The 15234-nt window shown below is 38.5% G+C and carries 12 protein-coding genes; all 12 read right to left on the bottom strand.

The genetic code is table 11. From position 1 onward, the window contains the following. Nucleotides 1-44: 44 nt before the first annotated feature. Nucleotides 45-1403, bottom strand: coding sequence for a UDP-glucose/GDP-mannose dehydrogenase family protein (locus DB41_RS05445; protein ID WP_039385209.1), 1359 nt, complete (start codon nt 1401-1403; stop codon nt 45-47). 82 nt (nt 1404-1485) lie between these two features. Next, on the bottom strand, nt 1486-3672 hold the full coding sequence (locus DB41_RS05440; protein ID WP_052243935.1) for a hypothetical protein: 2187 nt from the start codon (nt 3670-3672) through the stop codon (nt 1486-1488). Nucleotides 3673-4130: 458 nt separating this feature from the next. Beyond that, nucleotides 4131-5840 carry a HEAT repeat domain-containing protein gene (locus DB41_RS05435; RefSeq protein WP_052243934.1) on the bottom strand — a complete coding sequence of 570 codons (1710 nt, stop codon included), beginning with the start codon at nt 5838-5840 and terminating at the stop codon, nt 4131-4133. Continuing rightward, nucleotides 5830-6414, bottom strand: coding sequence for a nucleoside triphosphate pyrophosphatase (locus DB41_RS05430; RefSeq protein WP_039385206.1), 585 nt, complete (start codon nt 6412-6414; stop codon nt 5830-5832). The genes DB41_RS05435 and DB41_RS05430 overlap by 11 nt, the downstream gene beginning before the upstream one ends. 25 nt (nt 6415-6439) lie before the next feature. Beyond that, complete coding sequence (locus DB41_RS05425) at nt 6440-6760, bottom strand: hypothetical protein (RefSeq protein ID WP_039385202.1); 321 nt, start codon at nt 6758-6760, stop codon at nt 6440-6442. Between the two features lie 269 nt (nt 6761-7029). After that, nucleotides 7030-8163 carry a DUF11 domain-containing protein gene (locus DB41_RS05420; RefSeq protein ID WP_238578439.1) on the bottom strand — a complete coding sequence of 378 codons (1134 nt, stop codon included), beginning with the start codon at nt 8161-8163 and terminating at the stop codon, nt 7030-7032. Between the two features lie 424 nt (nt 8164-8587). Next, nucleotides 8588-8755 carry a hypothetical protein gene (locus DB41_RS11905; RefSeq protein WP_162180922.1) on the bottom strand — a complete coding sequence of 56 codons (168 nt, stop codon included), beginning with the start codon at nt 8753-8755 and terminating at the stop codon, nt 8588-8590. Between the two features lie 312 nt (nt 8756-9067). Beyond that, nucleotides 9068-9253, bottom strand: coding sequence for a hypothetical protein (locus DB41_RS05415; RefSeq protein ID WP_039385199.1), 186 nt, complete (start codon nt 9251-9253; stop codon nt 9068-9070). 666 nt (nt 9254-9919) lie between these two features. Then, nucleotides 9920-10771, bottom strand: coding sequence for an NAD(+)/NADH kinase (locus DB41_RS05410; RefSeq protein ID WP_039385197.1), 852 nt, complete (start codon nt 10769-10771; stop codon nt 9920-9922). A 9-nt stretch (nt 10772-10780) separates the two neighbouring features. After that, nucleotides 10781-12682, bottom strand: a complete 1902-nt coding sequence (locus DB41_RS05405; RefSeq protein ID WP_039385195.1) for a 1-deoxy-D-xylulose-5-phosphate synthase — start codon at nt 12680-12682, stop codon at nt 10781-10783. Nucleotides 12683-12701: 19 nt separating this feature from the next. Further along, nucleotides 12702-12953 (bottom strand): exodeoxyribonuclease VII small subunit, encoded by a 252-nt coding sequence (locus DB41_RS05400; RefSeq protein WP_039385194.1) that lies wholly within the window; start codon nt 12951-12953, stop codon nt 12702-12704. Then, complete coding sequence (xseA, locus tag DB41_RS05395; protein ID WP_039385191.1) at nt 12946-14301, bottom strand: exodeoxyribonuclease VII large subunit; 1356 nt, start codon at nt 14299-14301, stop codon at nt 12946-12948. Before xseA ends, DB41_RS05400 begins: the two co-directional genes overlap by 8 nt. Between the last annotated feature and the right edge of the window lie 933 nt (nt 14302-15234).

Raw genomic sequence — 15234 nt, 5'->3', positions numbered from 1 at the left:
TGGCTTAATTTCTTGCCGATTCACTGTCTTATAAATAAAGCTTTTTAAGCATGTTCCACTTCTTCTCTGTAATATGGCTTTTGACCTATACTTAAATAATCTAATCCCTTTTTAACTACTTCTAAAGGATTATATTGATTGCGGCCGTCAAAAAAAACTCTGCCTTTCATCTGTTTAAGGAGAGCGTCGAAATCCAAAAAGCGGAACTGCTTCCACTCGGTCATCAACACAATTGCATCTACTCCCTCAGCGGCTTCTATTTCGTCATTACACCAGGTTATAGCGGGATGAGCGTAGAGGATCTTTTTAGCATTTTCCATAGCAACGGGATCAAATAAGCGCAAGTGTGCTTGTTGTTGCAATAATTGTTGAATCAATACTAAGGAGGGGGCTTCTCGCATATCATCTGTATCAGGCTTAAAAGATAACCCTAAAATAGCAATAGTTTTATTAGCTAAGCCAGAATATTTAGCAAAATATTCAATAATTTTATATCCCATTAGCTGTTTTTGCTGTTCATTTACATAGGCTACTGCATCAATAAGCGGTGTGTCATAGCTAACTTGATCAGCTTGCTTGCGTAATGCAGAAATATCTTTAGGGAGGCAGGAGCCTCCATAACCGGGGCCAGGGTATAAAAATTTGTAGCCAATACGATTATCAGCTCCAATGCCTCTACGCACTTTATTTATATCTGCTCCTAAATGTTCGCATAAGCCAGCTAATTCATTCATGAAAGAGATGCGTGTAGCTAACATAGCATTAGCAGCGTATTTAGTCATTTCAGCAGAAGCAATATCCATGATCATCAGCCGCTCATGACTAAGCATGAAAGGACTGTAAATTTCTTGCATGATTTGCGCTACCTTCGCCTTATTAGTTCCTATAATCACTCTGTCAGGCTTCATAAAGTCCTGGATAGCACAGCCTTCTTTTAAAAATTCCGGGTTGGAGGCTACATCAAAATCAATGGACACACCCCTTCTTTGCAGGCCTGCAGCAATGACGCTAGAGACGAGATTAGCAGTTCCTACAGGCACGGTGGATTTATTAACGATTACCTGATAATCTGTCATGTGTTCTGCAATAGCTGCGGCTACATTATGGACAAAACGCAGATCAGCTTCGCCATTTTCCTGATGGGGAGTATCTACACAGATAAAACACACTTGGCTCTTGGCTAGAGCTTCAGCATAGCTAGTAGAAAATTTTAAACGTGAGGCTTTCACATTTCTTTTAACCATTTCCTCTAAGCCAGGCTCGTAAATAGGAATATAGCCTTGTTTAAGCTGATGAATTTTTTTTTCATTGATATCTAGGCATGTCACATGATGACCCATTTCAGCCAAGCAAGTGCCTGACACCAAGCCTACATATCCTGTTCCAATAATGAGCAGTTCCATAAAAGCCTCTAGCTATATTCAATTTAAGCCCACACATCTTACCAGATGATTTAAAATCCTAAAAGCAGAAAGGCTTTAAAATTTAAAGATTTAATAGGGGTACAGCAGCTGGACAAGGGGTATGGCTGGGCCGACTTAAACCAAGGTTAAAATAAAGAGCTATGCGGTTATCTTTCTTATCATATTCTTTCCTTTGATAAGATAACTTAATATGCCATGCTTTTTGTACAGTAGCTAAAATGTCGATTTCGTATTCACTGTAATTGGGTTCATGGCGGCGGTTCCAGCCATGCCGTGATTCAAATTCTATCGCCCAGTTAGGGTGCCATCGATAAAATAGATGGATTAACAAAGTATCTCTTCTATCCGAAAGCTGAGAGTCTTTTAACTTTTTTTCTGAATGGAAAGAATCTAAAATGAAATTTAATTGATCAGCTTTACGCCAAGCAAAAGACCCACGATGTCTCCATTCTAAAGATAAGGCTGCCTGACGATTAATCGTCCATTCGTTGCGAAAATTAAAATGATCCCATTGATGGCGTTGCATATCCCAACCTGCAGTAAAAGTATGACGTAAGGTGGGAAGCAAATTCCACGTCAAACGGCTGTAAATTTTAGGAGTCGCACGTCGAATGGTGGGAGTGTTAATAAAAGTATGGGCAAATAGTTGCCATTGCATCCAGCGGTCCAAGCCTCTTCCTTGGCGAGCATAATAAAAGCTATGATCGACTCCCCAAGTAAGCATATTCAACTGGTACCATCCATCATGTATGTCAAAAATGTAATGTTCATTGGGTTTTATACCTGGTCTAGTATAGTACTTATATTTTACGTAGGGTTTTATAACATGCTTGAAACCAGAATAATGGCGCCTAAGTTGAGTGTTTGTTTCCACAGAAAACATCCCGAGGGCCACCCAATGATTATGCGCATGAGGATTGCTTCCATAATAGATCGCTGAAGCTCCAACTTCAGGAGTAGTGGTAAAAGGACCGGTTCGATACGCGCGGTATAATCTATGATAAAATTGCGCACGCGTAGAGTTAAAATTGTAAACATGCTGGGAATGCTTAGCATACTGAAAATCTAGATAAGAAAGGCGCCAAAAATTTTCCGATATTATTCCGGTAGAGCCCAGAGAAAAAGGCCGAATGCTTATTTCCAAAGAGGGTAATTCTTGCTTAATCGTTTGAAAAGTATTGGCTCGTATACGAGCAAAAAAGTTAGCTTTCCAAGAGTCACTCTGCTGAAATTTAACTTGCAATTGGGTTTTGCCCGCCGTTTCCATATCTAAATTTTTATCCATATAGTCTGTAGCCATATCGATATCGCTAAGTTTATCCCAGGTAGTATGAAGGCTGACTCCTTCTTTATCAAATAGCCTAGTATATGCACCTTGAAATCTATAGCGCGTGCGTTGGCTTGGTTGATCTACCGATGAATCTCTTGCTATATAATTGACCATTTCAAGATTTTCTTGATTGTTTTCTGAATGATAAAGGGTATAGAAGCCTCCTCCTAAGCCCCTCTTAATTCTATAGTCAAGGCGCAAAAAATTTTTAAACCCTCCCCAAGAAAATAGTTCATATTGCATTTCAAGACGGGTATTTTGTCCTCCGCGCCATGTAACATTAAAGCGTAGAGGGTTATCAAATATAGCGTTTAAATTAGCTTTAAATGAAGGGAGGCACAAAACTGGAAGGTGGACAAATTGAAATTGAATATTTTTAGCATCAAAAAGGTGTTTTTCGCGGAGTCGTGCTTTGGCTGCTGTCACTTGCCAATCAGTATGGTAATTTTCTGAAGTGGTGACAAACCCTTCATAGATAATGTAAGAACCATCGGCACAAAGCTCGATCGCACGCCCTCCAAAATACCAGGGTTCTACGGCAGAACGCGCCTGATAGATCAGGCCTGTTTGAGTTAAAAAGTTGTACTCTAGAGACTCTCCTATAAAAAAATACTCTCCCCACTCTAAAGCTACGTCCCCTTTGGCTGTCACCTGAAAGACAAGCCCTTCTTTAGTAACCTTACGGGTGTAAACAATATGACGGGCTTGGATGCGTAGATTTGGGCCTGTAATAACACCTCCTTCTGAAGTAGATAATACGCCATCGACGAAAACGGGGCTGCGTAGATCCACTTTAATCTCTTTCTCTACTCTGCTATTCAGGCTTTTAATTTCTTCAACGGAAGTACTAAAAAGAGAAGAGATCGTGAGAATAAGAAAAAGAGGGATAAAGTATTTAATGTCTAGCGATAAGCTCATGCTATCTACCGGTCTAAGAAAATAAAGGAGTAGTTTAGCTATTTATCTTAGAGGGTGCAATAGGCTTTTTCTTTAACTTTTAAATTAAGAGGAAAATGCTTGTGTTAGTTAGGCACATAGATGGCTTTTCCCCCGTCAAGCTTCTATTCTGAAAAAAAAGTTGAGCAGGCACTTTTAAGAAGAAAGCTTTTGAAGAGGGTAACTCTATTGGCATCCTAGCTTACCTATAAAATTTATCCAATAGTCTCACTAGGCATGTTTACAAGGTTCTCATTCCCAGAGTTAAGGGACTAAATATTAGTTTGTTTTTTTCTATTCTTTGCTGCCCCCACGTCCTTGGATTAAATTTTAAGTTTTTCAAAAGATAAATCTTTTGGTAAAATCCAGTTTAAAATAGCATTAATTAATAAAAATTATTACTAATTAATTCTCCAAGCTTGATGCGAGATAAAAAGCTTTTAGTGAATAGCACGCATGAGCAGTCCTGCTAATGCATACCTGTTGATAGGATTTCCGTCTTGCATAGCCTCTAATAACAAATTAACAAATTGTTCATCTTTATTTTGTATAAGAGATTCGAATGAAGCGATCAATAATTGTGAATGCTCTTCAAGGGTTAGTTGATAATTATCTTTTAAATCACGCAATTTGCTAGGTAAAAAGGGGCGAAATTGAAGAAGCTCATTTTTCTTGCTGTTGGTAACCCAACGGTATAGATTCTCCCTATAGGGGCCTTTTACTTTCAAAGAGTAGAGCGCCAGATTACAGTAATTACGGATAAGTGGTGCACCTATTTGCTGTTGATGCTCTTGAAGTAAAGCAATGGCTGCAGGAGTATTTAATTTTTTAAGCAAATCTGTTAAAAGAGGGATGAGATCGTTTTGCTGGCAAGTGAATAGCGTTTTAGCTATTTGTAAAAAATCTTGTTCCGGAAGGTCAAGAGCTTTTGTTAGGGCTTCTTCTCTCATCTTTAATGATCTTTCAAAAGCATAAAGGTTATCCTTAAAATGCGGGTGCGCGCCAGAAGTTGCCCTCCAAGCAGTAAGGCTTTTACCTGGAGAACATACGGAGGAATAACACATGTCTTGGGGATGGGTAATTAAAATATCCTGTAATAAGACTTTTGTACAACGGGGATCTTGAAGGTAAAGCAGTGCCATGGCGGCATTAACCCTTACCTGTATATTAGGGTCGTTAATTAATAGAGCTAAACAGTCATGACTTTCCTGCAGTTCACCTAACAAAAAAATGGCATAGATATCTTTTTGCTTAGCTGCATTTTCTATGAGTATTTTGTATTCTTTACAACCTAGATCATATAAAGCTTTCCAGGCCGCAAGCTGTACATGGGAGACATTCGAGCAAGATAAATTTTTAAGCGTAGGAATTGAGGTCTCATCTTTAAGCAGACCTAAGGCAAATGCTGAGGCTTCTTGTTGTGCTTTTTCTTTATGAGTGGCAAGAGTACGAATTTTATATAAAAGTTCATCGCAGCCATATTTAGCGGCATTAATAATGGCAGCTAAACGTACTTCTTCATGAGAATGACACATTAATTTACATAGCATATGGAGGGCTTCAGGAGTGCCAATCATGGCAAAGAATTCAGGAAATACTTCTTCCAGAATTCCTTCCCAACGATACATTAATGCTTCTGCATAAGCATAGGCACGAGGAGATTTTTTTTGTGCTAGCAGATAGGCGGCTTCTAAACGAATTAAGGGATGCTTAGTGTTTAAAGCGCGTTGTAAATTTTCATCTGCTTGATCATTTTGATACTGAGAAAGGAAATTAAGACTAATAAGTTGCAGCTCTGGGATGCCGCTGCTTATTCCTTCTTTTAAGATATAAAGCGCTCTTTCATTGAGACAAATGCCTGCTCCAAATAAAGTCATCAGGCGGGTGTTCAAGTCAGAACAGCGATAACCTTGGTCTAATAAAAGAAGAGCCATTTCTTGAAGGAACTCAAAATCATGTTTCCCAGTTTGCTTGTGATAACACTCATAAGCTTTTATGGCTTGAGAAACATTCCCCATGCGTACTAGAAACAATAAATGGGAGTGGTTATACTCTGTATACCCTTTATCCTTACCTGCCATTACAGAGGTATAAGGAAATAAAAAGCATAGTAAGCCACACAACCACTTAATTTTTATCTTAGGGTACATAATCCCACAGGTCTATTTCACAGTTTTTTAGCAAAGAGCGAAGGGTATTAAGAGGAAGCCCCATCACATTATAGTAACACCCATCAATTTTATTTACGATTAAGCTGCCCGCTCTTTGTATCGCATAGCCACCTGCTTTGTCGGCCCAATGAATTTTTTGATGATAGCGGTAGATATCTTCTTTTGTTAGGTGATTAAATAAAACGCGGGTTTCTTCCCAACCGGTGTATAAATTCGCCTTGTATAAGAGGACGACTCCTGTGAAAACACTATGCCATTTGCCTGCTAGATCCCAGAGCATACTAAAAGCTTCTTGCTCAGTTTGGGGTTTATGATAAATTTTACCTGAGCGGTATACGATCGTATCTGCTGCTAAAATTGCCTCGTGATTGCCAATGTCTTTTACCGCTTTTGCTTTACCTTCGGCTATTAAAGAAACATATTTTATAGGGTCACGTTTGTAAATAACGCTATGTTCATCAAAAGATGGGGAAACTTGTTTGAAAGGCAGGTTGAAATAACTTAGTATTTCTTTACGACGTGCTGACTGTGAAGCAAGAATAAGGCGCACCATGCAGTAGAGTCCTCGTAATAATCTTTTATGAGATAAAAACTTGCGAAAATATAAGTATTTTGATTTTTTCTGTCGGTAATAGAGGGCAGTAAGTTGTCAATAATTGTAAAATTTCTTTTTCTATTTTCTTTAAATCCATTAAAGATATTTTATTGGTAGTTGGATAAATGCCTATATAATCTTTATCCTGAAAATGTATTTCTCGTAAAGCACTATTTAGCTCTGGAGTTATCTTATTTTGCTTCCATAATAAGCTTTGATTAAGATGCATACGCAATTCAGAAGTTATTAAACATCCTATAAAAATTTTAAGGTTAACTCCATCTTTTAGATCAGGCATAGGCATAAAAAAATTAGCGCACCTTTCTTTAACTTGTAAAGGTTGGAATAAAAAGAAGTTTAAAAGAACAATGAGATGCTCTTGGGCAGCTTCTTAGGAAATCGAATATTTGAGAAACTTAAAGCCCCTTCAATTAAGCGATACCTTTAAAGGCTAATTCCCTTTTTACACTGGCAACTAGTTTTTTAAAAATCCATAAATCTTCAAGGAAGGGGAATAAAAAAGGCTGGCTTTTGAAAAGCCAGCCTTTATATAAAGAGCCTAAGACTACTTTATTAGTTCACTATCGTACTTTCTTGTTGAACGATAGGTGTCTTGATTGCATCTGAAGAAACTTCAAATTTAACGCGTGCATCGCCAGATTTTTTAGCTTTGGCATCCACACGATATCTTAGTGTTTGTCTAGCTGCTACGTTTTTAACAGGTGCAAACTTAACTGTATTACCAGAAATTTGGCCTGAAGCATCACCAGACACTCCTATCGCTTGAACTTCCTCTGGGAAGGTAACTACAACTTGTACATTACTGTCCGGTTCTGAACCTTGGTTCACAACTACAATATTGTAGGCTGTAGAGTCATCAATACAGATAGGGTTCTCTGTCTGAGCTACTGATACGTTTAATGCAGGGCGTCCTTTCCAATGAGTCATCGATTCACAATGACCATTGCAATTTTGAGCGTTTGTGACGTCTACCTTGTTAGTAAAGCATCCCGCTACGCAGGTGGTAAGCGTAGTGTTGAAAGATACTTTTTCACCTGGCTTCATTTCTCTTAATCTCCAGGTCGCTGTATTACCGCTAATTGTTGCTCCATTAGCAGTTACAATCGATGTTGAAGGAGGAGCATGATCAACGATTACCACATCTGTCAAAGGTAGGTCACCTGTGTTCATGACTATAATTTGGTAATCAGCATTTTTGCCGATTTGTTGCTCTTTTGGTCCTACTTTTGTGCACTCCATTTGACAGCAAGAAATGCATACTGTTGATTCGCAAGATACAGAATCAGCATTGCAGGCGGTCACAACGGCAGTGTTGGTGAACTTGCCACGCTTAACAGCTGTCGTGCAGATGTTAACAGTTTTAGATTGGCAAGGTTCTAAAGAGCCAAGCTTATAGACTAAAGTTTTTTGGCAGCTTACATGTTCTACACCTTCTGGTAGATTATCTGTGACCACCACATCTTCTGCTGCGCAGCTTCCATGGTTTGTTACAGTAATTGCATATTCAACAGGTTCACCTGGAGCTACTTGCTCAGGTCCAGTTTTTTTGCAAGTAAGAACTGGTTTAGCACAAAGTATGGAACAAAAACGAACAGGGACTGCTGTAGCACAGAAGCAGGCGCAAAGTTCACCTTCGATATCACACTTTAGCCATATTTTTGCTGGACGGCATTCACCTTTGCTCATGGAACCAAAATTCCATGATATTTTGCGTCCATCCACGCGTCCTTCAGGCTGGCTTCTAATGTATGTTACGCCATCTGGTAGGGTAGTTGTTACATTTGCTTCACAAAGATCATCACAAGCTTTAACGTCAAATTCCAAAGGATATTGATCATTTAGCATGCATATTCTTGGGTTACGAGCAGTAACAATCAGACCGTCTTTACAGACAAGTTCACTTCCAGAAGGATGCTTGCAACGAGCTGGAGGTTTGCAATCTGGCTCGTATTGAGCATCAGAACTAGCTGGCTTGCTAGAGAATTTTGATGCGAAAAATGCTTTTGCTGCAGCAACTGGTGAAGTTGAAGTGACTCCCTCAGATGCTTGGTTTGTTTGATAAATAGGTGCTGGCTGTTCATAAACAGGGGCTGAATTGCTGGTTCTGTTATCAGCGCAACCTACCCACATGAGTGCGGTAGTGCACAAAAAAAGCAACGAGGCTATTATTCCTAGTTGTTTCTTCATTGATGACTCCTTTCGTTTGTTTTTGGTCATAGTAGATTAAATAACTTAAATGTTGGTCTAATCTCGTTTCTGCAGTAGATGTATATAACACGATTGAACAAAACCTTCACTATTTTTTATTGTAGAGAGAGTGTTCGTGAATTTCAGCGATAAGTTATCATGAATCTAAGAGCTTATCATTTAATCTCAAACCTTAATCTAATGATGGCTTCGACTGGCTCAAAATATATTAAGATTTTTTCGATCCTGCTTTTCCTTGTTTATCTCTGCATTTAACATATTTATATGTCGTTTAGTTTAATCGCCCTTTTTTTTAGCTTAAGTGAATGCCTAAGCCATTAAAAGGGGCAATTATTGTGACAGCCATTAGGTCCCGACAGCATTAAAGCTGTCGGAATTATAACTAATAATAGGTTGTATCACTACTGGTAGTATTCTCCCAAATATAGGGGGAAGGTGCTTGACGAGGCTCACAGGCTCTTGGAGCGCATGAAGTGCCAGTTTCGCTGTTAGACCACCAGCCGCAACCACAGCCAGTCAATGCTGTGGCAACTATTGCTAAAGATAATAAGTTAAAGGTTTTTTTCATCTTTTTCCTTCTGTTTTGTTTCAATAGTCATTAATTTCAATTAAGAAAATGCTTAGCTTTTTTACTTAATTTCTTAATAGCAAACAGGGTCACAGACTGGTGCTGGAGCACATGGCCTTGGAGCATTTTTAACATAAGGCTTGGTATAGTAGGGCTGGGGAGAGCAAGGTTTTGCACATGGCTCATAGCCAGCACGATTTCCACAGCAGCCTGTTAATGCAATTACACTTACAAATAAGGCCACTGATGAAAAGAATTTTATAGCTTGTTTCATACTAACTCCTTGGGTTTAAATTTAATTTACTCTGCACGATCATTATTGAGTAGGTAATTTTTGGTCTCATTCATTTCCGTACTACAATTTGTATACTTCCAAAAAAAAGGATTTACCCTTTTTAGATACGCATTAGCTAATAAACTTTCCACTAGAATTTTTAATTTCATCAGTTTTTTGGAATGAAATTTTCATAATTCCCTTAAAAACAAACGTTTAAATTTTTTTAGCTTGAAACTAATTTTAATAAAAGCCTTGTTAAAATTCAAAGATAGTGCCTTAAAGAAGACGCTTTCTTGATGGCTATTATGCTTGAAGAGCCAATATAGACATATTAAAAAATTATAAAAGAAGGAAAATAATTAGGAAATTGGAGGTTTTTTTATGGGTATTCATATTTCATCAGCCTTCAATTTTCCTGACCAACCTAGCTTAGAGCGAAGTGTAGAGTAAAAATCATGATGAAGCATATTAACCAATCGAAACTTTTTTTGAGCAGAACTTAAATAAAATTTTTCTCCTGTTTTCATTTGGAAGCTAGAAAATCCATCATAGGTAACTTCAATAGGCTTGAGTTTGCTTATGTATTCAATACGGATTTGATGAGAGGGCAGAAGAACAATAGGGCGATTGGAAGTCGTGTGAGGACAGATAGGAGTAATGACAAAAGCTTTTAAGTTAGGAGTTAAAATAGGACCTCCTGCGGCCATTGAGTAAGCTGTAGAGCCACTAGGTGTAGCCACAATAATTCCATCGGCACAATAGGTGTTTAAATAAATATCATCGACGAAAATTGAAATTTCGATCAGGGAAGGATTTTCAGCCCGGTGGAAAATAATATCATTAACAGCATAGCAGGTTCGATTATCCTCTGTTTTCCCAGCCATCATCATACGTTCACTTATAACAATTTTATCTGCTAAAAGATCCTCAAGGCTTTTATAAGTTTCCTGAATAGGTATGTCAGCCATAAATCCTAAGCCACCAAAATTGATGGCCATTAAAGGAGCTGTTAGTTCGGGATGACGTTGAATCACACGAAGAATGGTTCCATCACCGCCTAAAGAAATAATATAATCGATTTTATCAGGAGAAATGCTTGATAGGTAGGCTGCATCTATTTCATCAGCTACCTCATCTTCTGCATAAACATGTGCGTTTCTTTTTTTAAGGAAAGCAGCAATTTGTTGAGCAATTTCCCCAGATGTTTTTTTTATCATGTTAGGAAAAAGCGCAATATGCATGTATATACCTTAAGCGTGAGCTTGCTGAGTTTTTTGCAAGGAAAAATGTAAGAGAATACGATGAGCAATTTGGGGTGCGCTTAAACCAATTTCCTGAATTATCTCTGCATGGCTCCCTTGATCAAGAAAAATTTCTGGGATACCAAAATTTAATACTTGAATGTTTGTATAGCCTTTAGAAAGCAAGAAATGATTGATAATACTACCCATTCCAGAAGCGACCGAATGTTCCTCTAAAGTGACAATTTTTTGATGAGACATCAGCATCTTACACATAAGGTCTGCATCTAAAGGCTTTACGAAAATGGGGTCCATAATAGTAGGATGATAGCCTTGTTGCTGAAGAATCTCACGTACTTGAAAGGCTATAGTATTCATATGACCTAAAGAAATAATTAATATCTCTTCGCCTTCGGCTAAAATTTCTCCTTTTCCGGGAAAGCGATAATTTAAAGGTTCTTCTCTATCTTCTGTCATCATATTAGGATAACGTATCGCAGCTGGATGGCCCCATGTAGGTGCTGATTCCATCAGCTCGCGTAGCATATGGCCATCACGAGGCTGGCTGATGATCATATTGGGCATAGCATTCAAAAATGAAAGATCATAAATTCCATGATGAGTAGCTCCATCGGGGCCTGAAATTCCACTTCTGTCGATGGCAAAGATAACAGGGAGCTCTTGTAAACAGACATCGTGAAAGACATTATCTAAAGCTCTTTGAAGAAAGGTAGCATAAATAGAGGCAAATACCTTCATTTTACGACCATATGCCAAGCCTCCACAATAAGTAATTGCATGAGATTCAGCAATTCCGACATCATAACAGCGTTCAGGAAACTTTTTCATAAAGTCTTCTAAACATGAACCTGCAGACATTGCAGGTGTAACGGCAACTACACTGGGATCGTTTTCGGCCATCTTTAAAAGATGGCTTCCAAAAATTTTTGGAAAAGTAAGTTTGGCTGTTAATGCTGGTAAAAATTTACCTGTGCCTGGGTTGAAGGGCCGTGCTCCATGATAAGAAATGGGATTTTTAACGGCTTCTTCCATGCCTTGCCCTTTATTAGTTAATATATGGAGAAGGACAGGCCATTTGGCATCTTTAATTTCTTCAAAAATTTCTACCATTTTTTTGATGTCATGGCCATCAATGGGACCGATATAAGAAAGCCCGTAATGCTCAAAGAAAGCCGCAGGACTTACTAAATTTTTCATTGATTCAGTAATTTTATGACCCTGTTTGGCCAAAAAAGGTCCATAGCTAGGAATTTTTGAAACCAGAGTGTCTAACTCTTGATAAATCTTATCGGTAGTTGGGTTGCTAAGTAAACGACTTAAAATTCGCGTAATAGCTCCTACATTTTTAGAGATGGACATTTCATTGTCATTTAAGATCACAATAAAGCGTTTTAAATCCCGAGGAATATTATTTAAGGCTTCTAAAGATAAGCCGCAGGTAAGGGTAGCGTCGCCAATAATAGGGATGATATACTCAGAACGCTTGGTTAGATCACGGTTTTTTGCCAGGCCTAAGCCTAAGGAGAGGGCTGTGCCAGCATGTCCTGCATAGAAATGATCATGGGGGGATTCTTTGGGATGGCTAAAGCCACATAGTCCTTTGTACTGACGGATGGTGGGGAATAGTTGATTGCGTCCCGTTAAAATTTTGTGCGTGTAGGTCTGGTGGCTTACATCCCATAAAAATTTGTCCAGAGGAGAAGAAAAAGCTTTATGTAAGGCAAGAGTTAGTTCAATGGCTCCTAAGTTAGAAGCAAGATGTCCTCCATTAATCGACATTACCTCAATAATACGTCGTCTGATCTCATCGGCAAGAGTGTTTAAAGCGGCTAAAGGAAGTGGTTTGATGTCTTCGGGCGATTGAATTGTCTCCAGGATAGTCGTGCTCATTTTATTGTTTCTTTCCTTACTATGAATTAAATTCTTGCGTGAGTGGCTTTTTATCTGGGTCTAATACTACCTCACCATTACGATTTTTCACTAATATTTCAATTTTGCGCTCTGCTTCTAGTAGCCTTTTTTGGCAGCTAGAAATAAGCCTATCAGCTTCTTCATATAGCTTTAATGATTCATCTAAGCTAATCGCCCCTGAATTCATTTTTTCTAAAATTTCTTCCAGCCGTACAAAAGCAGCTTCAAAACTAAGTTCTTTTTCATTCACTGGCTTTAATTTCCTTTACAGTTGAAAGAACTTCCCCATCTGACAAATATATCCGAAGGTCTTGATTCTTATGGATGTTAGTTACGGAAGTTATAACTGAATTATCCTTTTCAGAAAAGAGAATAGAATAACCTTTGGTTAAAAGGTTTTTAGGATTGATTAGGTGCAAAGCTACTGAAATACTTTCTAATTGCTCTTTTTTGGAATCTATAATATGGCTCATTTGATGGTAAATATTTTTATCCCAATATTTTATTTTCTCTTGCAAGTATGTAATTTGAGAAGAAGGTTTGAGAGTTTGCAGCCTCTTATTAGAAGAATCCAAGATAAGATGCAGCCTACAAATTTTTTGCTTGATTAGATAATCGAGCTGCTGGCGGTTATCATCTAGCCTTTGGATCCACGGCCCTAACAGATAATAAGGCGAAGAGAGCATAGGCTGTTTAAGAAATGCGCTTAAGCGTTGCCTGGATAGAAAAACTTTGTGAGAAATGCTTTGCGTAAGCCTTCTTTTTATTTGTTCTAAGTGTTTAAGTTGCTCAAGTTTATCAGCAATTACGATTTCTGCAGCTGCAGAAGGAGTAGGAGCTCGAACATCAGCAACATAATCTGCAATGCAATGATCTGTTTCATGGCCTACTGCAGAAATAATGGGAATCCGGCTATAAAAAATTGCCTCCGCTACAATTTCTTGGTTAAAGCACCATAAGTCTTCAATACTCCCTCCCCCCCGGCCTACAATTATTACATCTACTAAATCATGTTCGTTAAAGAAATGGATTGCTTGGGCGATTTCCTGTGCCGCTTCTAAGCCTTGAACTCGCACTGGATTAATAAGAAGGTTAAGTCCTCCCGAACGTCTTGTTAAAATGTTTAAAATATCTTGGATAGCTGCTCCTGTAGGACTAGTAATTACACCTATACGGTTAGGCATGCGAGGAAGGGGCTTCTTATGCTCTTTTCTAAACCATCCAAGTTGGTGAATTTTTTGTTTTAGTTCTTCTAGCTTTATTAGTAACTCCCCCAGACCTACTGGCTTCATCTCATAGATCACAATCTGATAATTTCCTCGTGTAGGATAGACATTAATTGCCCCCCTCACTAAAACTTGCATCCCGTCTTTAGGAGGGGATTGCAATAAAGCAGCTTCTTGCCGCCAGATGATAGCACTGATCTGCGCATGGGCATCCTTAAGAGAGAAATATATATGCCCAGAAGAATGAGGTTTACAATTACTAATTTCTCCTTGTAACCATACATTGGGAAAAGTTCCTTCTAAAGACAGTTTGATTGCCTGAGTCAATTGAGTGACAGATAAAACTACTGGTTCTGAGGCTGGAAGATGCATAAAATGAAATTTATATCCTATTTTTTCTAAGGTAATATAGAGTATAAAGAAGTTCGTATTTAAGAGAAAAGAAAGGCTAAGTAATTTTTATTTATATCTTCGTGGTTTGCTATAAAATGCGGGATTGGCTAGAAAAAGAAAAAGCACCTTCAAGAGCAAAAAAAGGAACTTATAAGCCTCCTTAAGTTCAGATAGATTCAAGTAAAGGGGGAGACCTTCCAAGCATTTAGGAGCAGCCACAGGTTTTGGGGATTAAGTGACGCGGTAATTTCGATCTGCTTAAAAGAATAAGATTGATTCTTTTCTTTGCATTATTGAGAAAAACGGCCCTTTTTTGATGTGTTGTTTTAATTCTTCTACCGCTTTTCTACAGGCAGACTGGTGAGATGGTTTTGATTTAAGTGCGGATTACTTGTTTAAAGATAAGCTGGCTAAAAGTTTTTTATTTCATTTTAGCCCACCCCCAATTTAAAAAGTACTTACAACCATTCTACAATTGAAAACGCTGCCTTATTTTTTCTGCGATATCCTTCAAAGGATTTTCCGCTAATTCAAGCCTTTGCAGATCAGACAGCTGCCCGATTTCTATAGGCAGGCTGGTGAGCTGGTTTTGATTTAAGTAAAGCTGTAGCAGATTAGACAGCTGCCCGATTTCTATAGGCAGGCTGGTGAGCTGGTTTTGATTTAAGTAAAGCACTCGCAGCTGAGACAGCTGCCCGATTTCTGCAGGCAGAGCGGTGAGCTGGTTTTGATTTAATTCAAGCCTTTGCAGATCAGACAGCTGCCCGATTTCTGCAGGCAGAGCGGTGAACTGGTTTTGATTTAAGTCAAGCCCTCGCAGCTGAGACAATTGCCCGATTCCTGCAGGAAGACTAGTGAGCTGGTTTTGGCTTAAGTTAAACCATTGCAGCTTAGACAATTGCCCAATTTCTG

The organism is Neochlamydia sp. TUME1 (genome assembly GCF_000813645.1).
Taxonomy (GTDB): domain Bacteria; phylum Chlamydiota; class Chlamydiia; order Chlamydiales; family Parachlamydiaceae; genus Neochlamydia.
The sequence above is the reverse complement of the archived record's forward strand: the minus strand, read 5'-3'. Positions and strand labels throughout refer to the sequence as shown.